Below are 21,340 nucleotides of genomic sequence, written 5' to 3'. Positions count from 1 at the left end.
TAGGCAAGCCTAACCAAGCACTTTGTGGGGTGCTGAGCCCGCGCGACGTCGGACTACTCCGCCCATCCTAGTGGCCCGGGCCCCCGGGAGTCAGCAACGCCACCGTCTCCAAGTGGTGCGTATGCGGGTAGAGGTCGAACCCGCGCAGGGACTTCAGTGCCCAGCCCCGCTGCTGGAAGTAGCCGAGGTCGCGGGCGAACGACGCCGGGTCGCAGGAGACGTAGGCGATGGCGCGCGGCGCGGAGTCCACGAGCTGGCTGACCACGGCCTTGCCGGCGCCGGCCCGGGGCGGGTCAAGAATCAGCGCGTCGAAGCTGCGCGGTTTCTGCCGCAGCACCCGTTCGACCTTGCCCTGGACGATTTCCACCTGCGGGGCGTGGTGCAGGTTCTTGCGGGCGTCCCGGCTGGTGCCGGGCGATCCCTCGACGGACAGCACGGAGCCGGTGACCCCGACGGCGTCGGCCAGCGCGGCGGTGAAGAGTCCGGCGCCGGCGTACAGGTCCGCCACGGCCGAGCCGGGGGCGAGGTAGCCGCCGTCGTGCAGGGCCTCCTTGACCGCGCCCACCAGGGTTTCCGGGGCGTGGCGGTGGATCTGCCAGAAACCGTCGCCGGTGACGCGGAAGTCGTGGCCGGCGGCGGTTTCCTGCACCCAGGTACGGCCGCGCAGCTGGGTGACCTCACCGGTGGCGGGGTCCAGCCGGGCGACGGAGACCGTCTCCGGCAGGCGGGCCGCGATGGCGGCGACCCGTTGCGGACGGGTGCCGGGGGCGGGAACCAGCAGCACCAGCGGCCGGGAGCCATTGGCCGGGGCCGCGACCTCGATCCGTTCGATGCCCTGCAGGTCCTGGTCCCAGAGGCGCAGGTCATTGATGCCGTCCACGGCCAGCGGCATCTCGCGGACCGACAGGACGGCGTCGGAGCGGTAGGCATGCATGCCCAGCTGGCCGGACGGGGTCATCGCGAAGCCGGTGCGGGTGCGCCAGCCGAGGCCCGGCGCCGCCGAGGACGCGTCCGCCCCCACCGCCTCGACGTGGCCGGCGCCCGGGAGGCCGGCCAGGGCGTGGGCGTCGATGCCCGCGAGGCGGTGCAGCTGCTCGGCCAGGACCTCGGCCTTCATCCGGCGCTGCCGGGCCAGGGAGATGTGGCCCAGTTCGGCGCCACCCACCGGCGGGTGGCCGTGGGCCCAGGCGCGGCGCGCGTCGGCGGCGTGCCAGAAGTGTTCCACCCGGTCCTCGGAGGCCTCGAGCACCTCGATGACGTCACCGCGCCAGAACTTGGCGCCCTCGGCGTCGTCGGTGAGCCTGATGCGGACCTTCTCCCCCGGGATGCCGTGCCGGACGAAGATGACCCGGCCCTCGTGCCGGGCCACGGCGTGGCCGCCGTGGGCCACCCGGCCGACGTCGACGACCAGTTCGGTGGCGGCGGGTGTCCGGGGGTCGTTCCTCATTGAATATCCTGCAGTCTCTTGGCTTCTTCGGACGATTTCAGCTGCCACGGCACGCTGGCGACCATCACTCCGGGTTCGAAGTGCAGCCGGGTCTTGATCCGCAGGGCGGTCTGGTTGTGCACCAGTTGCTCCCACCACTTGCCCACCACGTACTCGGGGATGTACACCACGATCAGGTCCCGGGGTGAGTCCCGGCGCATGTTTTTGATGTATTCCATGATGGGCGTGACCGTCTCGCGGAACGGGCTGGCCAGGACCGTGATGGGCACCGGGATGTCCAGCCTTTCCCAGTCCGCGAGGGTCTGCTCGGTCTCCTCGGGGCTGATGTCCACGGTAATGGCGTCCAGCCGGGACGGCCGGGACGCGCGGGCGTAGGCCAGGGCGCGGAGTACGGGCTTGCGGACGTGAGAGACCAGCAGTACCGCGTGGACGCGGGTGGGCAGGGCGCGCGGCGAGGAGTCCTCGTCCACGGCGAGTTCCTTGGCGACGTTGTCATAGTGGGCCCGGATGCTCCACATGATCAGGAACAGGATGAACATGGCCAGCAGGGCGATCCAGGCGCCCTGCTCAAACTTGGTGATCAGCACGATCACCAGCACCAGCCCGGTCATGCCGAAGCCGATGGTGTTGATGGTGCGGGACTTGAGCATCCGCAGCTTTGCGGCCGGGTCCTTGGCGAGCTTCAGCTCCCGGCCCCAGTGCCGGATCATGCCGAGCTGGCTGAGGGTGAAGGAGATGAAGACACCCACGATGTAGAGCTGGATCAGCTTGGTGACGTCGGCGTTGAAGGAGATGATCAGCACCAGCGCGCCGGCAGCGAGGGCCAGCACGCCGTTGCTGAAGGCCAGCCGGTCGCCGCGGGTGCGGAGCTGGCGGGGCAGGTAGCCGTCCTGGGCCAGGATGGAGCCGAGCACCGGGAAGCCGTTGAACGCCGTGTTGGAGGCGAAGACGAGGATGACGCCGGTGGCGGCCACCACGATGTAGAACGGAATGGAGCCGGCGCCGAAGACCGTCTGCGCGATCTGGCTGATGGCCGGGTTCTGGATGTAGCCCTCGTCAACGGGCTGGCCGTTGAGCAGGAACTCCTTGGCCGGGTCCTGCACGATGTGCACCTTGGTGGCGTTGGCCAGGTAGATGATGCCGGCCAGCATGGACGCCGCGATGACGCCGAGGAGCAGCAGCGTGGTGGCGGCATTCTTGCTCTTGGGCTTCTTGAAGTTGGGCACGCCGTTGCTGATCGCCTCGACGCCGGTGAGGGCGGCGGCGCCGGAGGAGAAGGCCCGCAGCAGCAGGAACGCGCCGGTCAGGCCCACCAGGCCCTCGTCGAAGCCGGCCGCAGGGACGATCTCGAACTCGGCCGACGGCGCCTGGCCCAGCTGGCCGGTGACGGCCTGGAAGACACCGACGGCGGTCATGCCGAGAATGGAGAGCATGAAGATGTAGGTGGGGACGGCGAAGACGCTGCCGGCCTCGCGGATGCCGCGCAGGTTCACCAGGGCCAGGATCACGACGCCGATCGTGGCGATCGCGGCCTGCTGGCCGTGCAGCGAGGGCACGGCCGTGGTCAGGTACGCCGCGGCCGAGGACATGGAGACCGCCACGGTCAGGACGTAGTCCACCAGCAGGGCCGAGGCGACGGTCAGGCCCGCGTACTTGCCGAGGTTCTCGTTGGCGATTTCGTAGTCGCCGCCGCCGGAGGGGTACGCGTGGACGTTCTGCCGGTAGGAGGCCACCACCGTCAGCAGCACCACCATCACCGCCAGGCCGACCCACGGCGAGAACGCCACCGCGCTGACGCCGGCCAGGGCCAGGGTGAGCAGGATTTCGTCCGGGGCGTAGGCCACCGAGGACAGCGCGTCCGAGGCGAAGATCGGAAGCGCGATCCGCTTCGGCAACAGGGTGTGGGCCAGACGGTCGTTGCGGAAGGGACGCCCCACCAGCACCCGCTTCACGGCATTGAAAATTGTCAGCACCAGACAAAGTTAGTCTGATTCGCACCCGATGTCATGGCGGCCGGGGCGCGGCTGCCGGGCCCCGGTGGCCGGTAGAGTTTACGCAGCAACGTGAGACAGACCCTTTAGGAGGCACATGTGGCGCACTTCGTGATCATGGGTTGCGGCCGGGTGGGTGCCACCCTGGCGCACACCCTTGAGGACGCCGGCCACTCGGTCGCCATCATTGACCAGGACGACCGCGCCTTCCGGAGGCTCCGCACCGGCTTCACCGGCCGCAAGGTCACCGGCGTCGGCTTCGACCGCGAAACGCTCAAGCGCGCCGGCGTCGAGGAGGCCTACGCCTTCGCCGCCGTCTCCAGCGGTGACAACTCCAACATCCTGGCCACCCGCGTCGCCCGGGAGACCTTCCACGTCCCGCACGTGGTGGCCCGCATCTACGACCCGGGCCGGGCCGAAATCTACCAGCGCCTGGGCATCCCCACGGTCGCGGCCGTGCGCTGGAGCGCGGACCAGGTGCTGCGCCGGATCCTGCCCGAGCAGCACCTCGCCGGTGACTTCCGCGACCCCTCAGGCCGGCTGGTGCTGGCCGAGGTGGACCTCGACGCCGGCTGGGTCGGCCACCCGCTGACCGCCATCGAGAAGGCAGCGGACATCCGCATCGCCTACCTCACCCGATTCGGCGAGGGGATGCTCCCGACGCCCGGCATGTCGTTGCAGGACGGCGACACCGTCCACGCCATGCTCAGCGTGGACCGCACCTCCGAGGTGGCCCACATCCTCGCCAAATCCCCCGCCAAGGAGTCCTAAGTGAAGGTCGTCATCGTCGGTGCCGGCAGCGTCGGTTCCTCGATTGCCCGCGAATTGCTCTCGCACAAGCACGAAATCCTGCTGATCGACCTGAAGCCGGAGGTGATCGGCCGCAGCGGCCTGCGCGGCGCGCATTGGCTGGTGGGCGACGCCTGCGAGCTGAGCACGCTCAAGGACGCCCGGCTGGAGGATGCCGACGTTGTCGTCTCCGCCACCGGCGACGACAAGGTCAATCTGGTGGTCTCGCTGCTGGCCAAGACCGAATTCGGCGTGGGCCGCACGGTGGGCCGGGTGAACAACCCGAAGAACGACTGGATGTTCGACGATTCCTGGGGCGTCGACGTCGCGGTCAACACCCCGCAGCTCATGACGGCGCTGGTGGAGGAGGCCGTGGAGATCGGCGACCTGGTCCGCTTGCTGACGCTGCAGACGGGTGTCTCGTCGCTGGTGGAATTCACCGTGCCGCACGATTCGCACGTGATCGGCCTGACGGTGGGCGCCATCGAATGGCCCGAGGACGCGACGCTCGTGGCGATCCTCCGCGACCAGGCCCCCATCACCCCCAGCCGGGACGATGTGATCGACGGCGGCGACGAGCTGTTCTTCGTTACCACCATCGCCGCGGAGGACGAGCTGCGGGCCCTGCTCTCGGCCCCGGATGCCGGCGAGGGCGACGGCGACACTGTGGCGGACACCGCCGGGTCCGGCGATGACTACGACGGCCGTTCCGGCCAGCCCGCGCACACCCACGCCATGGAGGACGACGGCTTCGACGGCTAAGGCCCCGACCGCCCGCGTGCCGCCGACGGGCCGACCCACCTGACTGACAGCTGAGGCCGTTATGAGCGTTCATAACGGCCTCAGCTGCGAGCTAGATGGGTTCGACGGGATGCCCGGCGTCGGCTGCCGGCGCGGCGGGCCGGGTCAGGAGCCAGGCCACCCAGAGGCCCAGGATGTACAGCGGGGCCCCCATCAGCAGCCGGGTGGTGGCGAGGGCGGCGAGGCCCTGCTCCCCCATGTAGTACAGCGGCACCTGGACCAGCAGGCGCAGGGCCAGGACGGTGATGATCACCCAGGTCCCGATCCGGTACGCCTTCACGCGGGCCGGGTCCTTGCGCCAGTGCAGTCCCTCGTTGCGGATGAAGCCGAACAGCAGCCCGGCGATCGGCCAGCGGACGGCGATCGAGATGCTCATCGCCACGATGTAGCCCAGGTTGGTGAAGAAGCCCAGGACGTAGAAGTCCTCGGCCTTGCCGGTGGTGTTGGCAAGCCAGGCGGAGAGGCCGACGCCGGCGATGCCGGCCAGCGCCTGGGTCAGCGGCTTGCGCTGGACCAGCCGGGCGACGGTGAAGGCGGCGGCGACGGCGAGGGCGCCCACCAGCGCCGGGGTCAGCTCACGGGACACCGTGAAGGCGATCAGGAAGACCAGGCCGGGCAGGATGCTCTCGGCCAGGCCCTGGACGCCGCCGGCGCTTTTCAGCACGTCGATGTTGCCGTTGCTGGTGCGGTGCAGGCCCGCCTTCGCGGCGTAGTCCTCGGCCAGCTGGGCCACGGTCGGTTGGGTGCCCGCGGGCTGGGTGCCCGCGGGCTGCGCCTCGCCGGGCCGGGTGGAACCGGGCTGGGATTCGCGGGGGCGGGGGTCCTGGAACGGGGAGCTCTCGGGCATGGTCAGTGTTCCTCCAGGCGGGACAGGATTTCGTAGCGCGGGTTGAACATGGTGGGCAGGCCGTCGCGGACGGTGACCATCCCCTCCAGCTTCAGCTCCAGTCCGGCGTGGACACCCGGGATGCGGCGGCGCCCCAGCCACACCACGCGGAGGCGGTCCGCGGCCACCTGACGGCGGCGGCGGGCGGTGGGCGGTGCGGCGTCCGCCGGGACTCGGCGGGGCCTCGCCGCGGGGGCGTCGTGGTCCGTGATGATCGCGGTGAATGCCGCCACCTCGCCCGCGGGGGCGTAGGTGACGGATTCGATGAAGCCGCGGCAGAGGACGCGGCCGCGCTCGGGCAGGCCGCGGACCGGGACGGCGTCGGAGGACAGGCCTCCGGGGGCGTCACCCAATCTGGGTGGTCTCCGGTCCGCGTTCGGGCTGGTCCAGGGTGGGGCGTCCGGCCGTGCCGGGGACCGTGGCGCTGGTGTCCTTTGGCAGGCGCAGCTGCAGCAGGTCGCGCGGCGGCATCGGGTTGTCTCCGCGCACCACCACGATCCTGCGGAAGAGGTCCTCCAGGTCACGGGAGGCTTCCCGGTCCAGGGCCGCTTCGCCGCCGAGCACACCGCGCAGGAACCAGCGGGGGCCGTCGACGCCGATGAAGCGGGCCACCCGGTAGCCCTCGCTGCCGTCGCCGGCGGGGAGCTTCGCGACGAGTTCGATGCCGAAGTGGCCCTCGATCTCCTCCACCTGGCCGCCCTGGCTTCCCACGGACTGGCCGATCTGCTCGCGGATCTCGTCCCAGAGCCCCTCGGACCGGGGTGCCGCGAAAGCCTGCAGCTGCAGGCTGGAGCCCTCGAGGTCCATGGTCACGGCGACGACGCGCTGGGTGGCCTCCTCGACCTCGAGCCGCAACTGCAGGTTCTCCCGCGGTGCGATCAGCAGGGCGCCGAGGTCCACGTACCCGTCCTGGTTCTCAATCTCCGAGACGTCGTACGGGCCGGACCCGCGGAGGGCCGTGTCCGCGGCGTCGTCGGCGCCGGTCTCCGGGGCCTCGACGGCCTCGCTCGGCTGTTCCTGCTTGGCTTTCCTGCCACGCCCAAAAACCATGGGGTTGTCTCCTTCGTTGTGTTCCGGCGCTGCTCGTCCGGGGCGGCCCGGGTGTGCCGGCCTGACGGGCCGGGCGGTGTAGCTGGGGCCGGTCAGGCCTGCGTCGCGCCGAACCCGCCGGTGGAACCGAAGCCGCCGGTGCCGCGGACCGAATCGCTGAGCTCCTGGACCGGAACGAACTCCGCGTGCTCCACACGCTGGATGACCATTTGGGCAATTCTATCGCCGCGCCGGAGCTCGATGGCCTCGGAGCGGTCCGTGTTCAGCAGGGTTACCGCAATTTCCCCGCGGTAGCCGGCGTCGACGGTGCCGGGGGCGTTCACCACGGTCAGTCCGTGCTTGGTGGCGAGGCCCGAGCGCGGATGAATCAGCGCCACGTAGCCGACAGGAAGGGCGATGGCGACGCCGGTGGGCACCAGTTTCCGCTCGCCGGGTTTCAGGATGACGTCCTCGCGGGCGCGCAGGTCCGCGCCTGCGTCGCCGGGGTGCGCGTACGACGGCGGTTCCAGCCCGTCGTCGAGCATCTTCAACTGGACCGCCAGGGTGGGACCAGGGACGGCGTGCGCGGGGGTTGTTTCTTCAGTCACAGTCCCCCACTGTAACGCCCGCGGAAAGGTTCGGCCTACCGCGGCGGCGGGCGGGGGGATGCCTTGCGGGCCCGGGGGTCGGGGCCCTCCCGGGACGTCCCGCCAAGGTGAAATAGCCCGGGAAAAGTGGAAAGCTGGCCTCATGCCCGAATCCAGCGCCGCTGTGCCTGCCTCCAACCAGACCCCCGACGAATCCACCGTCCTGTTCAGCGAAAAGCTGTGGCCGAGCTTCTGGATTTGGCTGGTGGCGGCGGGACTGTCGGCGGCCGGCATCCTGGTGTTCGCTCCGATCAGCATGACCGCGGGCATCACCGCGGCGGTGGTGCTGTTCGTGATCCTGGCCGTGCTGCTGATTGTCTCCACCCCGTCGCTCCAGGTCACCGCGGGGACCCTGCGGGTGGGCCGGGCGACGATCGAGCGCCGCTTCGTCGGTGCCGTGGAGGCCTTCGAGGGCGGGGAGGCGACGGCGGAACGCGGCCCCCGGCTCAACGGGCTGGCCTTCATGTGCATCCGCGGCTGGATCGATCCGGTGGTGCGGATCGAGATCACCGACCCGATGGACCGGACGCCGTACTGGCTGGCCTCGACCCGCCGTCCCGCCGAGTTCGTCGCCGCGCTCAAGCGCTAAGCCCCTGAACCGCTGAACCGCTGAACCGCTGACGTCTTAACCGCTAATCCGCCGCCGGGGCGCTTCGAGGGCCCGCCTCAGCCCTCGCACTCCACGCAGTACTTCAGGCCGTCCTTTTCCCGGGCGATCTGGGAGCGGTGCCGGACCAGGAAACAGGACGCGCAGGTGAATTCGTCCGCCTGGGCGGGCATCACCCGGACCAGCAACTCCTCGCCGGAGAGGTCCGCGCCGGGGAGCTCGTATCCCTCGGCAAGATCGGTCTCGTCCTCGTCCACCACCGCGGAGGGCTTGTCGGTCCGCCGGGTCTTCAGTTCCTCGATCGAGTCCTCGTTGAGGTCCTCTTCGCTCTTCCGCGGCGCGTCGTAGTCTGTCGCCATTACTTTTCGCTCACACTCCGCACTTGTTGGGGTTGTCGCCGTCGCCGTCCGCCGGGGCCTTTCTCTTCCCCGCCCGGTCCGGGTCCGGTTCACCGGCGTCAACGCCGGACGGGTGTTTTTTGTGCCCGGCGTCGGGTCATTCTTGCCTACGCGGGTTCAGCACGCCAGAGTCTGGCGGACGCCGTCGGGACGTGATGGCCCGGGCGTTCATCCAATGCCCGCCAGAGGCGCCCTCGAAGGTCGGAAAATGCCGGAAATTCGCGGCGCGCCCTCCCTCTTCACCGCTTTTGGTCCCCGGCAGTGGCAGAGTTTCGAGTGTTAGCAATGCCAGGGTGGAGGATTTGTATGCAGGATCTACGGCTTGTAGGCGTCCACGACGATGGAGAGCATCTCCTGTTCAGTGGCGCCGGCGGCGAGATGTTCCAGCTGCCGATCGATGAAACGCTTCGGGCTGCCGTGAACCGGCCCTCGAAGACTGCCCCGGGCCCGGCGCCGGAGCCAATTGTCATGTCCCCACGGGACATCCAGGCCCGAATCCGGAGCGGCGCGACCGCCGCGGAGGTCGCCGAGCTTTCGGGCCTGCCGCTGGCCAAGGTTGAACGCTACGAAGGCCCAGTGCTGGCCGAGCGCGAATACGTCGCCCAGCAGGCGCGCCGGATCGAGGTTGCGTCCCCCACGGCGGGCCACGAAGGTTACCGCTCACATTTCGGCGACCAGCCCGCCACCCTGGAGGAAATGGTCAGCCACCGGCTGCGCGCCTACGGCGTCGCTCCGGAGACCGTGGAGTGGGATTCCTGGCGGCGCCCCGACGGCCTGTGGAACGTGGTGGCGGCGTTTTCGCTGCCGGCCGGCGGCCACACCGCCATCGGTGAGGAACCGCCCGCCACGTGGACGTTCAGCCCGGCGCTGAAGTCCCTGCAGAACGCGAACCGCTGGGCGCAGCAGCTCAGCGAACTCGAGCCGATGGACGGGCCCGTCCCGTCCCGCCGGCTCTCGGCCGTTTCCGACCGGCCCTTCGACTTCGAGACCGACGCCGAGGCCGCCGCGCGCACGGCGACGGCGCAGCTCAGCATCGTCCCGGCCGACAGGTCACTGCCCGGGGATACCCGACAGGACCGGGACAACGACGGGCTGCTGGACATGCTCCGCTCCCGCCGCGGGCACCGGATCGGGGTGGACGAGGATGCTGATGACGCGCTGGCGCTCATGCTGAGCCAGGGCGTCCCGGCGGCCCACCCCCGGCCCTCCGAGGTTCCCGCCCCTGGCGATGCCTCCGACAGCGACACCGACACCGGGTCCGACGCCGGTACCTCCGATGACGCCGACCTTCACGCTTCCAACGGCAGCGGCGCGGATACCACCGGTGAGGCCGAAGCCGGCGAGGCCGACACGACCGCGGAGCCGGAGAAGCCCTCCGCTCCGACGGCGGCCAAGGCCGAACCGCATTCCATTCCGGGGCCGGATGCCTTCACCCGCCGCCGCGATGCCCGGCCCTCGATGCTCTCCCGGCTGACGCTGGCGCCGCGGCACGACGCCGCAGACGCCGGCGACGCGTTGCGGCTGCACGACGGGGTCAGCACCGAGACCCGGGAAATCACCATCGCGGCCTCCCAGCTGCGCCCGGTGCGCGGCAATGACCAGGGGCCGACGTCGAGCCCCGGACTGGACGAACTGCTGGGCGGCGGCACCTCGCGGCGCGCGGCACGGCCGGAGTCCCCCGAGCAGCCCCGGACCCCGGACGGCATCTTCCCCGCCGGCAACCGGAACCCGGAACTGTCGCGGTCTGAGGCGCGGGCCGAGCGTGCCGCTGAGACGCCCGAACGCCAGCCTGCCAAACCCAAGCGCTCCAGCGTCCCCAGCTGGGACGATATCGTTTTCGGTACCCGCAGCGAGTAGCCACCGAGCGATCGAATTGTCGCCGACCCCGATGGACTGTTAGCGGCGCCGGGCCTTGCTGCCGGTCTTGCCGGCGGCGCTGAAGCACAGCAGCGGGACTTCCCGCTCGGCCTTGGTCAGCGATCCGTGCTGGCCCACCACCTCGAGCGCCCGTGCGGGCACCCGGCGGGTGTCGTAGAGCGACAGGGTGTCGCGGGCGGCAATCATCACGTCCCCGATCCGGGGGCCAACGGCGTCGCGCACGTCGCCAAACAGCCCCGCCGCAATAGCCTCCTCGCGCGTGAAGGCCCAGATCCGTTCGCCGAACCGCGCCCGCCAGGCCGCCAGCAGCCGGCTACGGCCGGCCTCCCCCGCGTCCTCCTCCAGGTAGAGGTGGACCATCCGGGGTTCGCCTGCGGTGTGCCGGACGCCCTCGATCAGGGCCGGTTCGGCGGAGTAGTCCAGGCGCTGCGACTCGGGCACGTCCACCATGCCGTGATCGCCCGTGACCAGCACGGTAGTGCCGGGCGGCAGTGTCGAGTTCAGCCGGCTGACGGTCGCGTCGAGCTCCTCCAGCTGGTGTTCCCACTGGGCCGACGCGGCACCGTAGCGGTGGCCGGCCTTGTCCAGCTCGTGCACGTAGAAGTACATCAGCGCGCTCTCCGCCCCGGCCATCGCCTCGGCCGCGGCGGCGGTGCGGGCGTGCGCGGTGGTTCCGGCGATGAACCGCCCTCCGCGCAGGGCCGCCTGGGTCATGGCGGAGTCGCTGAAGCGGGGCAGGGCGACGGTGCTGACGTCGGCGTGCTCCGCGGCGCGTTCGAAGACGGTGGGCAGCGGCTGCCAGCGGCGCGGGTCGACGCCGTCGTCCCAGTTGCTGAGCATGTTGACCACGCGGTCCTGGTCCGGATCCACGACGTCGTAGCCCACCATGCCGTGCTGGCCGGCGGAGCGGCCGGTGCCGAAGCTGGCCAGCGACGCCGCGGTGGTGGACGGGAAGGCGGCATCGACGCCGGCGGGGACCTCACCCTGCCCGGACTGGAGCACCGAGCGCAGGAACGGCGTGTGGGCGGCGCGCTGCTTCAGCAGCTGCCGGCCCAGGCCGTCGGCCAAGACCACGCACACCCGCCGCGCCGGGGGCAACGACAGCCGGTTCTCGAAGCCGGGCACGCCGATGCTGGCCGCCGCGCTGCCGAAGACCTCGGCGATGGACTTGCGGCCGTAGGCCGGCGGCGAGGGCAGGGCCGGCCCGGTGGGCAGGGCGGACCCGCCCGGAACCGAGGCGGAACCGGCGGTGCTGTCGGCGCCCATATCAGCGCTGATGGCCGCGGCTCAGGCGGTTGGCGAAGACGCCGGCGCGGGAGCGCGGCGGCAGGGTGGAGACGCCGTGGCCGGCCGGGGCGCCGGATCCGGTGTTTACGGCGCGCAGGGCGCGGGCGAAGAGCTTGGCGTCCTGGACCGCCTGGAGGCCGTCCGCCTCGGCGCTGATCCGCAGGACGATGTCCTCCTGGGCGATCGTGCCGCTGTAGCCGTGGTCCGCCTCGCACTGGGGGTCGCCGCAGCTGGCCGGGCCCATGTCCAGCCGCTGGCCGCCGGACCAGGCGATGGAGAGCGTGAGTTCGCGGACCGGGTCCGAGGGCTTGTAGTCCTGCGGCTGGGCGTAAATGTAGCTGAGCACCACGGAGCGGATCTGGGCCACCGGGACGGACTCGGTGGAGACCTGGGCGACCATCTGCTCGCCGGCCTCGTCCAGCTGCTGGTCGTCCACGTGGGTGATCACCAGCATGTCCTCGGTGAGCACCAGCACCGTGATGTGGCGGCGGACCTCGGCCCGGTCGAAGTGGGTTTCGAGGTGCACCAGGTGGGAGACGCAGTCCCGGCCGTCGAGGGCGTCGGCCACCACGTCGGCGACCAGCCGCGGGTAGAAGCCGGCCTGCTCCAGCGCATCCGTGAGGCTCTGTCCCTGCGCGCTGTGGTCGTGCAGGCCGGCGTGCGGCGCACCGTGGCGGGCGGAGAGGGAAGCCTGTGGCTGGGATGCTGGGGGCTGGGAGGTCATGGGTTCCATTTTCACAGATCGGCTAGTCACTTGCTAACCGCGGCGCCCCGATGTGGACAAGACCGCAGGCACCTGAGCCTCAGGCCCGCATGGCGCGCCGGGCCGTGTCGGTGCGCTGGGCTGCGTTGGCGATCCGCACGTCGGCGGCGAGGATCACCGCCCCCTCGGTGCCGGCGAGGACCGGGTTGAACTCCACGAGGGCGATCTCCGGGTGGTTGTCCTTGAGCCGGGTCAGCCGCGCGGCGAGGTCCTCCAGCGCGGCGACGTCGACGGCGGGCAGCCCCTGGTAGCCGAAGAGCTTCCGCGAGGCCCGGGGCGAGCGGATGAAGTCGTGCACGTCCGAGCCGGAGAGCGGCGGAACGCGGTGCGCCCAGTCATCCAGCAGGTTCACGGCGTCCCCGGCGAGGCCGAAGGAGACCACCGGTCCCAGCAGCGGGTCCTCGATGGCCCGGAAGGTGCACGCCTGGCCCACCGGAGCCATGGTCTGAACCTCCAGGGAGGGCGAGCCGTAACGTTGCAGGGACCGTCGCATCTGGGCGATGTTGGCCCGCAACGAGTCGGCGTCCTGAATATCCAGCCGCACCCCGCCCAGGTCCAGGCGGTGCCGAAGCGCCGGGTCGGTGGTCTTGATCGCCACCGGCCAGCCGAGCCTCTCCGCCGCGGCGACGGCGTCGTCGTCGGTTTCGAAACCCGCCGAGGGCAGCACGTGGATGCCGTAGTGGCCCAGCAGCCGGTCCGCGGCGGCCTGGTCCAGCCGGACCAGCTGCTCGCCGCCGACGGGGCGCAACAGTTCTTCGAGGTCGTGGTGCGCGGCATCGGGGTCGCAACCCTCAGGTTCGACGAAGAGGCCCTGGTCCCGGACCTTCCACTGGGCGTAGCGGACGACGGCGGCCAGAGCGGCGACGGCGGCGCCCGGGTTCGAGTAGCAGGGCACGGGCGGGGCCTCGCCGGCGTCGCCCACCATACCCTCGACGTAGATGGAAGGGTCCAGGATGCCGGTGAACGCGGCCACCACGGGTTTCCCGGCGGCGGCCGAGCATTCGGCCAGCACGGCGCCGATCTTCTCCACGGTCAGGCCCCGGGCGGGCAGCAGCGCGACAACGACGGCGTGCACGTTCTCGAGCGTCAGCGTCTCCTGCAGGCTGCGGCGCAGGGCGGGGAGGGCGCGGGACATGCCGGTGTCCAGATCGACATCGGCGACGATCCGCTCGACGCCGAGCCCGGCGGCCTCTGCGCTGTCCGAGACCACCTTGCCGAGGGCCCGGGAGTTGCTGAACACGGCCACGCCGGGACCCTGGGGCAGCGGCTGGCTGGAGACGATCTGCGCGACGTCCATGAGTTCCTCGATGGTCCCCACCCGGATCACGCCGGCCTGGCGCATCATGGCATCGAGCGCCTCCGGGGGCGCCTGCGTAGTGCGGACGGAGTGGCCCGGCGGCAGGTTCAGGCCCATCGCGTCAGACTTGGCGACGATCACGGGTTTGGTGCGGGCCAGCCGCCGGGCCAGGCGGGAGAACTTACGCGGGTTGCCGATCGATTCGAGGTAGAGGCCGACGGCGGTGGTGTCCGCGTCGTCCTCCCAGTACTGCATCAGGTCGTTGCCGGAGACGTCGGCGCGGTTGCCGGCGGAGAGGAAGGTGGAGATCCCCACCCGGCGGCGGCTGGACGCGGCGTAGAGCGAGACGCCGATCGCCGCAGACTGGCTGAACAGTCCCAGGCCGCCGCGGCGGGCCAGCGAGGGGGCCATCGAGGCGTTGAGGGAGACGGCGGGGTTGGTGTTGACGATCCCGAGCGACGCCGGGCCGATCACCCGCATGCCGTTGGCCCGGGCCTGGCGGACCAGTTCCCGCTGCCGCGCCAGGCCGCGTTCGCCGTCGTCGGCGTAGCCGGCGGTGGCCACCACGATGCCCTTGACCCCGGCCTCGCCGCACTCCTGCACCACCTTGGGGACCTCGTCGTAGGGCACGGCGATGATAGCGAGCTTCACCGGGCCCGGCACCTCGGAGAGCCGGGCGAAGGAGAGCATGCCGGCCAGTTCCAGCGCCTCGGGGTTGATCGCATAGACCGGACCGGTGAAGCCGCCCTCGATGATGTGTTCAAGCAGCTGGTAGCCCACGGTCCCCCAGCGGCGGCTGGCGCCGATCACGGCGACCGAGTCGGGGGCCAGCAGCTCCTGGATGCTGCGGGCCTCGGCGCGGTGCTCGCGGGATTCCATCACGGCGCGGGACTTGTCCGTGGGGTCGATGTTGAATTCGAGGCTGACGACGCCGTCGTCGAAGTGCCGCTTGACGTCGTAGCCGGCGTCGGAGAAGACCATCAGCATCTTGCGGTTCTCCGGCAGCACCTCGGCACTGAACTTGCGGATGCCGTTTTCCCGGGCGGCGGCGGCGAGGTGTTCGAGCAGGATGGAGCCGATGCCGCGGCCCTGGTGGGCGTCGGCGATGTTGAAGGCCACCTCCGCCTCGGCCGGGTCATCGAGCCGGTCGTAGCGGCCGATGCCGATGATGTCGCCGCCGATGGTGATCACCAGCGCCACCCGGTCCTTGTAATCGACCTCGGTGAAGCGCTTGAGTTCCTTGCTGGAGAGCTTGGACTTGAAAGCGAAGAAGCGCATGTAGATGGACTTCTGCGACTGGCCGACGTGGAAGGCCTGCACGGCGTCGGAGTCGGCGGCGTGGATGGGCCGCAGGTGGGCAGTGCCGCCGTCGCGCAGCACGACATCGGCTTCCCAATGTTCCGGATATACGCCGTCCACGGGCTGATCCACCATAGGCTTAGCCTAGCCATAAACTTACGCAGCACCCGTTGAGCACCGCGCAGAAGGACCCACCAGCCCCATGGCACGCCGCCAAACCACGCCCCCGGCAGGGGAAGCCCAGGATTATCACGAGAACATCGTCGACATCGATGTCACCTCCGAGATGGAAGGGTCCTTCCTGGAGTACGCCTACTCGGTGATCTACTCCCGGGCGCTCCCGGACGCCCGCGACGGCCTGAAGCCGGTGCAGCGGCGCATCCTCTACATGATGAGCGAGATGGGCCTGCGACCGGACCGCGGCCACGTCAAGAGCGCCCGCGTGGTGGGCGAGGTGATGGGCAAGCTGCACCCGCACGGCGACACCGCCATCTACGACGCGATGGTCCGCATGGCGCAGGATTTCTCGCTGCGGCTGCCCCTGATCGACGGGCACGGCAACTTCGGCTCTCTCGACGACGGTCCGGCCGCGCCCCGGTACACGGAGGCCCGGCTCGCGGCGGCGGCGCTGACCCTGACAGACCACCTGGACGAGGATGTCGTCGACTTCGTCCCGAACTACGACAACCAGCTCACCCAGCCGGACGTGCTGCCCGCGGCGTTCCCGAACCTGCTGGTCAACGGCGCCACCGGCATCGCCGTCGGCATGGCCACCAACATGGCCCCGCACAACCTCGGCGAGGTCATCGCGGCGGCACGGCACCTGATCGCGCACCCGGACGCCACGCTGGAGGACGTGATGAAGTTCGTCCCCGGCCCGGACCTGCCCACGGGCGGCCGGATCGTGGGCCTGGACGGCATCCGGGACGCCTACGCCACCGGCCGCGGCTCCTTCAAGACCCGGGCAAAGGTGGACGTCGAGCAGCTCTCGGCCCGCCGCACCGGCCTGGTGGTCACCGAACTGCCGTACATGGTGGGCCCGGAAAAGGTGATCGAGAAGATCAAGGACGCTGTCAACGGCAAGAAACTCTCGGGCATCAGCGACATCGTGGACCTCACCGACCGCAAGCACGGGCTGCGCCTGGTGATCGAGCTGAAGAACGGCTTCAACCCCAACGCCGTGCTGCAGCAGCTGTACCGCTACACCCCGATGGAGGACTCCTTCGGCATCAACAACGTCACCCTGGTGGACGGCCAGCCGCAGACACTGGGCCTCCTTGAACTGCTCAGCGTCTACGTCACCCACCGCATCACCGTGGTCCGGCGGCGCACCGCGTTCCGGCTGGCGAAGAAGCAGGACCGGCTGCACCTGGTGGAGGGCCTGCTGATCGCGATCGTCGATATCGACGAGGTCATCCAGATCATCCGCTCCTCGGACGAGGCGGCCGCGGCCCGGACCCGGCTGATGTCCATCTACGACCTCTCCGAGATCCAGGCCAACTACATCCTGGAACTGCGGCTGCGGCAGCTGACCAAGTACTCCCGGATCGAACTGGAGAAGGAACAGGACGAGCTGCGGCGCGAGATCGCCGAACTGCAGGCCATCCTGGACTCCCCCGAACTGCTGCGCGGCCTGGTCTCCGACGAGCTCGGGGAAATCGCGGCAAAGTACGGGACGCCGCGCCGGACGGTGCTGCTCGAATCCGAGGCCGTCTCCCCCACCCTGGCCGCCGCGGCCGCCGCCCCGGTCAAGGGCAAGGCCGCGCCGCTGGCCCTGGAGATCGCGGACGACCCGTGCTGGGCCATCCTCACAGCCTCCGGCCAGATCGCCCGGACCGCCAACCAGGACAGCCTGGCGGAGGCCGGACCGCGGGCCAAGCACGACGTCTTCCGCTCCGTGGTAAAGACCTCGGCCCGCGGTGAGATCGCCGCCATCACCTCGCAGGGCCGGATGCTGCGGCTGCAGGTGGTGGACATGCCCGTGCTGCCGCCCACCAACGGCACCCCGAACATGGCCGGCGGCGTCCCGGCCAAGGACTTCATCACCCTGCTCAAGGGCGAGACGCTGGTGGCCTTCGCCCCGCTGGACCGGGTCCTGGCCATCGGCACCACCCAGGGCGTGGTCAAGCGCGTCCAGCCGGACTACCCGCTGAACCGCGAGGACTGGGAGGTCATCGCGCTCAAGGACAAGGACACCGTGGTGGGTGTTGAGGCGGCCGACGGCGACGACGTCGACCTGGTCTTCATCACCCGACAGGCCCAGTTGCTCCGCTTCGGTGCCTCCGCGGTCCGTCCGCAGGGCCGGACCGCCGGCGGCATGGCCGGGATCAAGCTGGCCGCCGGGGACCGGGTGCTGCACTTCGGCACCGCCCGCGCCGATGACGAGGCCGCCGTCGTCGTCACCATCGCCGGAACCGAGGGGGCCCTGCCGGGCACCGCCCCGGGCGCCGCGAAGGTGACAGCACTCTCCGAATACCCTTCCAAGGGCCGCGGCACCGGCGGAGTCCGGGCGCATCGGTTCCTCAAGGGCGAAGACACGCTCCTGCTGGCCTGGGCGGGTCACGGTCCGGCCAAGGCGTCCTCGCTGGCCGGTGTGGCGCGCTCCCTGCCGGTGGAGCACGGCCGCCGGGACGGTTCGGGCATCCCGCTTTCCCAGGCCGTCGACGCGATCGGGCCGAGCATGGCCGGGGCCGAGGCTCCCGCCGCCGGGACCGCTCCGGCGCCCGCGGAGGGCTGACCCGCCCGGTCGCGGGCGTGGCTCTGAGCCACTTGGAGGGCGGGCCGAGTCCCCTAGACTGCTGGCATGCCTATCGTCCCGGACGCAAAAGACTGGACCTGGGTGCTCGGCACCCCCTGCCCCGAGTGCGGCTTCCAGGCCTCCGCCTGCTCGCCGGCCACGGCGCCGGACCAAATAACCGCCATGCTGCCCCGCTGGCAGGCCGTCCTTCGGCGACCGGACGCGGCCATGCGACCGGATGATGACACCTGGTCGCCGCTGGAGTACGCCTGCCACGTCCGCGACGTCTTTGCGCTCTTCAACCAGCGCCTCCACCTCATGCTCAGCCAGGATGATGCCCGCTTCGAGGACTGGGACCAGGACCGGACCGCGATCGAGTTGGATTACGCCGGAGCCGACCCCGCCACGGTGAGTGACGAGCTGACGGCCCGCGGCGAGGAGATCGCGGCGTCCTTCGCCCGCGTCCCGGAGAGCGACTGGGGCCGGAAGGGCACCCGCAGCGACGGCTCGGAGTTCACCGTGCTGACCTTTTCGCAGTACTTCCTGCACGACGTCGTCCATCATCTCCACGACGTGGCCGGCTAGCGCGGCCTGACCGCCCGGGGCACCGTCCCGCACGCCAGTTCGCGCCTCGCCGCGCCCATTTGCCGGAAACGGCGGCTAAGCGGCCGGCCTGAGCGACCCTTTGTGGCAACCGGCGGCAATCAGGCCCGGTGTCCCGGCGCAGAAAGCCGACGACAGCGTCCGGCGCCGGCAGGCGTCACATGCCGGAGTTGAGGTTCAGGATGTTCCCCTCGCTGTCCAGGAACCAGGCCGCGGAGTTGCCGTCCGGCAGCGTCGCGATGCCGTTCTCGGTTTTCAGGCCCGGGAAGTCGTAGTCCTCGAAGACCACGCCCTTTCCGCGCAGTTCCTCGACGGCGGCCGGAAGGTCCGGCACCATCCAACCCATCTGCGTGTTCTTTGCAGTCCCGGCGTTCGGCGTGAGGTATAGCATGAATCTGCTCCCGGAGCCGCAGGTGTACTGCAGGTTGTCCTGGGCATCCTGGTTGTCAGGCTCGAGCCCGAGCTTGTCGCGGTAAAAATCGCGGGCGCGGGCGATATCCGCGGCCGGCAACACGGCGCCGACCGGCTGGTCTTTGAGCATGGTTATATCCCTTTCCAGGCCCTTCCCCCACTTAGGATTTTACGCCTCCGCGGGGCTCAGAGCTCCTTGTCCCAGGCCATGCTGCGGTTGACGGCCCGGTAGCCCAGGGCGGTGTAGAGCGCCAGGGCGCCGGTGGGGTTTTCGGAGTCGACGTCGAGAGAGGCCTTGTCCATGCCCGCCGCGGCGAAGCGGCGCATCGCCTCGGCCAGCAGCGCCCGGGCGATGCCCCGGCCGCGGTAGTCCCGGCGGACCCCGAGCAGGTCCGTGTACCCCTCGGTGAAGCCGCGTTCGACGGCGATGTCCGGGTCGTGGCTGGCCAGCTGGTAGCCGGCGACCCGGCCGTTGGCGGCGTCCAGGACCACGCAGCTCAGGTCCGGCCGGGCCAACGGGTCGTTCACGACAAAGCCCCAAGCCTCCTCGTCGCGCGGTTCGCTGCCCCAGTGGTCGCGGAAGGCGTCGTTGTGGGCCTGCCGCACCTCCTCGTGCAGCGCGGGACCGAAGTCGGCCAGCTCGAGCCCGCCGCCGAGGCGGTAAGCGGGCAGTGGGTCCGTCAGGGGGCGGTGCATCTCGTTGTAGTAGCGGACCACCCGATAGCCGTGCCGTTCGAAGAGCCGGGCCTCTCGGGCATGTGCTTCCTCGGAGTGGAGGCGGAGCCTGGGGGTTGCCGGTTCCACGTTTGCTTCGGCGTCGTCGGCAAAGCGCCGCCGGGTCCGCTCCTCCAGCCAGGCCAGGACGCCGCCGCCCACCCCGCTGCCCTGCCAATCGGGATCCACGCAGCCGAACCCGACGGCCTTCCCGCCGTCGGTGTTCTTCGTCAGCCGGCCGTAGGCGCGCGCGGTTCCCTGCCCGTCGAAACCAAGGATGGTGTTCGCGGCGGCCGGGTTCTGCCGGGAGGACAGGATCTGCGCCAGGTCCTCGCGGCGTTCGTACCAGACGGGGTGTTCGACGGCGGCGGTCCGGGCGATCAGCGCCGCCCAGGCGTCCAGGTCGCCGGGCCCCGCGGGGCGCCAGGACAGCCGGCCATCCAGGACCTGGCGGGATTCGCTGTCGTCACGGCTCATCATCGGGTCAGGCTATCCGACCCTCGGGTCCGGCTCCAGCAGTGGGCGGCTCCCGGCTCCCTCCCAGGGTACTGGTCATAGAGTAAGTAGCCTGACCATCTGCGCGGCGCACGGCCGTGGGAGCTGTGGCCGGGTGTTCTTCCGGCCGGGAAGGGAGCACGTGATGGAGTCGTTGCCGCTGTGGGCCCTGGCCCTGATCTTCGCCGGGGCCGCCGCCGTGATCTGGGTGGCCGGCATCCAATTGTCCAAACAGACTGATGTGCTCGATGCCCGCTTCCGGCTGGGCTCGGCCCTGGGCGGGTTGATCCTGTTGGCGCTGGCCACGAACCTGCCGGAGATCGCCATTACCGTCAGCGCCGCGCTGGCCGGGAACGTGGGCGTGGCGGTGGGCAACATCCTGGGTGGCATCGCCATCCAGACGGTGGTCCTGGTCATCCTCGACGTCGTCGGGACCAAGGGCGGCAAACCGCTGAGTTACCGCGCGGCGTCGCTGACCCTGGTCATCGAGGCCATCACGGTGGTGGGTGTGCTGGGCGTGGTCATCGCCGGGAGCCAGATGCCTCCGGGGCTGGTCCTGTTCCGGCTCACCCCGGCCGCGGTGCTAATCGCCGTGATCTGGCTGCTGGGCCTACTCCTGGTGCAGCGGTCGCAGAAGTCGCTCCCCTGGCACGCCCAGGGCCAGGCCCCCGACGGGCAGTCCGCGCCCAAGGGCCACGCGAAGGCTTCATCCCACACGTCGGGACAGTCATCGGGACAGTCCGACGCCGGGTCGTCCCGGAAAAAGACCGGCACCGGCAAGGCGCTGGGGATCTTCCTGGTCGCGGCGGCCGCCACGCTGGGATCAGGTGTGCTGCTGGAACGCAGCGGCGACGCGATCGCCGGCCAGATCGGCCTCTCCGGCGTCCTCTTCGGCGCCACGTTCCTGGCCCTGGCCACCTCCCTGCCGGAGATCTCCACCGGCCTGGCCTCGGTCCGGCAGGGCGACTTCCAACTGGCGGTCAGCGACATCTTCGGCGGCAACGCCTTCCTGCCGGTGCTGTTCCTCGTGGCCGTCCTGATCTCGGGTACCCCGGTACTCCCCCAGGCCCACGCCTCGGACATCTATCTCACGGCGCTGGCCATCCTGTTGACCCTGGTCTACATGCTGGGGCTGCTGTTCCGGCCGGCGCGCCGGGTGCTCGGCATGGGCGTGGATTCGCTGGTGGTGCTGGTGCTGTACCTGGCCGGAGTGGCCGGGCTCTTCGCGGTCGCCTCCTCGGGCTGAGCACCTGGCCCGGCC

19 protein-coding genes are annotated in these 21,340 nt (G+C 70.4%); 7 read left to right on the top strand and 12 right to left on the bottom strand.

The genetic code is table 11. From position 1 onward, the window contains the following. Positions 1–67: 67 nt before the first annotated feature. Together ACFVY3_RS06470 and ACFVY3_RS06465 are read right to left on the bottom strand one after the other, a co-directional pair. Positions 68–1,447 carry a class I SAM-dependent RNA methyltransferase gene (locus ACFVY3_RS06470; RefSeq protein ID WP_400159150.1) on the bottom strand — a complete coding sequence of 460 codons (1,380 nt, stop codon included), beginning with the start codon at positions 1,445–1,447 and terminating at the stop codon, positions 68–70. Further along, positions 1,444–3,420: an APC family permease gene (locus ACFVY3_RS06465; RefSeq protein WP_400159149.1), complete on the bottom strand. Its 1,977-nt coding sequence runs from the start codon at positions 3,418–3,420 to the stop codon at positions 1,444–1,446. Before ACFVY3_RS06465 ends, ACFVY3_RS06470 begins: the two co-directional genes overlap by 4 nt. A 117-nt stretch (positions 3,421–3,537) precedes the next feature. Here ACFVY3_RS06465 and ACFVY3_RS06460 point away from each other — a divergent pair, with 117 nt between their 5' ends. Both ACFVY3_RS06460 and ACFVY3_RS06455 read left to right on the top strand, forming a co-directional pair. Next, a complete protein-coding gene (locus ACFVY3_RS06460) occupies positions 3,538–4,209 on the top strand; it encodes a TrkA family potassium uptake protein (protein WP_290258111.1) in 672 nt (223 codons plus the stop codon). After that, on the top strand, positions 4,210–4,989 hold the full coding sequence (locus tag ACFVY3_RS06455) for a TrkA family potassium uptake protein (protein ID WP_290258112.1): 780 nt from the start codon (positions 4,210–4,212) through the stop codon (positions 4,987–4,989). A 91-nt stretch (positions 4,990–5,080) separates the two neighbouring features. Here the strand turns inward: ACFVY3_RS06455 and ACFVY3_RS06450 are convergent, their stop codons facing one another. From ACFVY3_RS06450 to dut, 4 genes are all read right to left on the bottom strand, one after another. Beyond that, a complete protein-coding gene (locus tag ACFVY3_RS06450) occupies positions 5,081–5,875 on the bottom strand; it encodes a DUF3159 domain-containing protein (RefSeq protein WP_400159148.1) in 795 nt (264 codons plus the stop codon). 2 nt (positions 5,876–5,877) lie between these two features. Further along, the gene (locus ACFVY3_RS06445) at positions 5,878–6,267 is read right to left on the bottom strand and encodes a hypothetical protein (RefSeq protein WP_290258114.1); all 390 of its coding nucleotides are present in this window, start codon (positions 6,265–6,267) and stop codon (positions 5,878–5,880) included. After that, entirely contained in the window at positions 6,260–6,964 is a 705-nt protein-coding gene (locus ACFVY3_RS06440) for a DUF3710 domain-containing protein (protein ID WP_400159147.1), read from the bottom strand. The genes ACFVY3_RS06445 and ACFVY3_RS06440 overlap by 8 nt, the downstream gene beginning before the upstream one ends. A 92-nt stretch (positions 6,965–7,056) precedes the next feature. Then, positions 7,057–7,551 carry a dUTP diphosphatase gene (gene dut / locus ACFVY3_RS06435; protein ID WP_400159146.1) on the bottom strand — a complete coding sequence of 165 codons (495 nt, stop codon included), beginning with the start codon at positions 7,549–7,551 and terminating at the stop codon, positions 7,057–7,059. Between the two features lie 142 nt (positions 7,552–7,693). Between dut and ACFVY3_RS06430 the strand changes: the two genes are divergently transcribed. Next, positions 7,694–8,179, top strand: coding sequence for a DUF3093 domain-containing protein (locus ACFVY3_RS06430; RefSeq protein ID WP_364137746.1), 486 nt, complete (start codon positions 7,694–7,696; stop codon positions 8,177–8,179). Positions 8,180–8,256: 77 nt separating this feature from the next. Here the strand turns inward: ACFVY3_RS06430 and ACFVY3_RS06425 are convergent, their stop codons facing one another. Beyond that, positions 8,257–8,556 (bottom strand): DUF4193 domain-containing protein, encoded by a 300-nt coding sequence (locus ACFVY3_RS06425; protein WP_364137748.1) that lies wholly within the window; start codon positions 8,554–8,556, stop codon positions 8,257–8,259. 345 nt (positions 8,557–8,901) lie between these two features. On the opposite strand from ACFVY3_RS06425, the gene sepH reads away from it, so the two are divergent. Beyond that, positions 8,902–10,452 (top strand): septation protein SepH, encoded by a 1,551-nt coding sequence (gene sepH / locus ACFVY3_RS06420; protein WP_400159145.1) that lies wholly within the window; start codon positions 8,902–8,904, stop codon positions 10,450–10,452. A gap of 39 nt (positions 10,453–10,491) precedes the next feature. Here sepH and ACFVY3_RS06415 read toward each other — a convergent pair whose 3' ends face one another. From ACFVY3_RS06415 to ACFVY3_RS06405, 3 genes are all read right to left on the bottom strand, one after another. Continuing rightward, the gene (locus tag ACFVY3_RS06415; protein ID WP_400159144.1) at positions 10,492–11,739 is read right to left on the bottom strand and encodes an alkaline phosphatase family protein; all 1,248 of its coding nucleotides are present in this window, start codon (positions 11,737–11,739) and stop codon (positions 10,492–10,494) included. 1 nt (position 11,740) lies between these two features. Continuing rightward, complete coding sequence (locus ACFVY3_RS06410) at positions 11,741–12,484, bottom strand: DUF5998 family protein (RefSeq protein ID WP_290258122.1); 744 nt, start codon at positions 12,482–12,484, stop codon at positions 11,741–11,743. A gap of 79 nt (positions 12,485–12,563) precedes the next feature. Continuing rightward, a complete protein-coding gene (locus ACFVY3_RS06405; RefSeq protein WP_400159143.1) occupies positions 12,564–15,254 on the bottom strand; it encodes a GNAT family N-acetyltransferase in 2,691 nt (896 codons plus the stop codon). A 67-nt stretch (positions 15,255–15,321) separates the two neighbouring features. Between ACFVY3_RS06405 and ACFVY3_RS06400 the strand changes: the two genes are divergently transcribed. After that, the gene (locus ACFVY3_RS06400) at positions 15,322–17,856 is read left to right on the top strand and encodes a DNA topoisomerase (ATP-hydrolyzing) subunit A (RefSeq protein WP_400159142.1); all 2,535 of its coding nucleotides are present in this window, start codon (positions 15,322–15,324) and stop codon (positions 17,854–17,856) included. Positions 17,857–17,922: 66 nt separating this feature from the next. Further along, complete coding sequence (locus tag ACFVY3_RS06395; RefSeq protein WP_400159141.1) at positions 17,923–18,441, top strand: DinB family protein; 519 nt, start codon at positions 17,923–17,925, stop codon at positions 18,439–18,441. Between the two features lie 175 nt (positions 18,442–18,616). Here ACFVY3_RS06395 and ACFVY3_RS06390 read toward each other — a convergent pair whose 3' ends face one another. Both ACFVY3_RS06390 and ACFVY3_RS06385 read right to left on the bottom strand, forming a co-directional pair. Beyond that, a complete protein-coding gene (locus ACFVY3_RS06390) occupies positions 18,617–19,000 on the bottom strand; it encodes a VOC family protein (protein ID WP_290258131.1) in 384 nt (127 codons plus the stop codon). A gap of 56 nt (positions 19,001–19,056) precedes the next feature. Continuing rightward, entirely contained in the window at positions 19,057–20,064 is a 1,008-nt protein-coding gene (locus tag ACFVY3_RS06385) for a GNAT family N-acetyltransferase (protein WP_400159140.1), read from the bottom strand. Positions 20,065–20,224: 160 nt separating this feature from the next. On the opposite strand from ACFVY3_RS06385, the gene ACFVY3_RS06380 reads away from it, so the two are divergent. Next, positions 20,225–21,325 (top strand): sodium:calcium antiporter, encoded by a 1,101-nt coding sequence (locus tag ACFVY3_RS06380; RefSeq protein WP_400159139.1) that lies wholly within the window; start codon positions 20,225–20,227, stop codon positions 21,323–21,325. The last annotated feature ends 15 nt before the right edge of the window (positions 21,326–21,340 follow it).

This window comes from Arthrobacter sp. BPSS-3, assembly GCF_044628475.1.
Classification (GTDB): domain Bacteria; phylum Actinomycetota; class Actinomycetes; order Actinomycetales; family Micrococcaceae; genus Arthrobacter.
The sequence above is the reverse complement of the archived record's forward strand: the minus strand, read 5'-3'. Positions and strand labels throughout refer to the sequence as shown.

Bases quoted from the DNA above. Each gene is read 5' to 3' on its own strand.
- ACFVY3_RS06470 (WP_400159150.1), bottom strand. From the start codon at position 1,447: ATGAGGAACGACCCCCGGACACCCGCCGCCACCGAACTGGTCGTCGAC.
- ACFVY3_RS06450 (WP_400159148.1), bottom strand. From the start codon at position 5,875: ATGCCCGAGAGCTCCCCGTTCCAGGACCCCCGCCCCCGCGAATCCCAG.
- ACFVY3_RS06440 (WP_400159147.1), bottom strand. From the start codon at position 6,964: ATGGTTTTTGGGCGTGGCAGGAAAGCCAAGCAGGAACAGCCGAGCGAG.
- ACFVY3_RS06430 (WP_364137746.1), top strand. From the start codon at position 7,694: ATGCCCGAATCCAGCGCCGCTGTGCCTGCCTCCAACCAGACCCCCGAC.
- ACFVY3_RS06425 (WP_364137748.1), bottom strand. From the start codon at position 8,556: ATGGCGACAGACTACGACGCGCCGCGGAAGAGCGAAGAGGACCTCAAC.
- sepH (WP_400159145.1), top strand. From the start codon at position 8,902: ATGCAGGATCTACGGCTTGTAGGCGTCCACGACGATGGAGAGCATCTC.
- ACFVY3_RS06415 (WP_400159144.1), bottom strand. From the start codon at position 11,739: ATGGGCGCCGACAGCACCGCCGGTTCCGCCTCGGTTCCGGGCGGGTCC.
- ACFVY3_RS06410 (WP_290258122.1), bottom strand. From the start codon at position 12,484: ATGACCTCCCAGCCCCCAGCATCCCAGCCACAGGCTTCCCTCTCCGCC.
- ACFVY3_RS06405 (WP_400159143.1), bottom strand. From the start codon at position 15,254: ATGGTGGATCAGCCCGTGGACGGCGTATATCCGGAACATTGGGAAGCC.
- ACFVY3_RS06400 (WP_400159142.1), top strand. From the start codon at position 15,322: ATGGCACGCCGCCAAACCACGCCCCCGGCAGGGGAAGCCCAGGATTAT.
- ACFVY3_RS06395 (WP_400159141.1), top strand. From the start codon at position 17,923: ATGCCTATCGTCCCGGACGCAAAAGACTGGACCTGGGTGCTCGGCACC.
- ACFVY3_RS06390 (WP_290258131.1), bottom strand. From the start codon at position 19,000: ATGCTCAAAGACCAGCCGGTCGGCGCCGTGTTGCCGGCCGCGGATATC.
- ACFVY3_RS06385 (WP_400159140.1), bottom strand. From the start codon at position 20,064: ATGATGAGCCGTGACGACAGCGAATCCCGCCAGGTCCTGGATGGCCGG.
- ACFVY3_RS06380 (WP_400159139.1), top strand. From the start codon at position 20,225: ATGGAGTCGTTGCCGCTGTGGGCCCTGGCCCTGATCTTCGCCGGGGCC.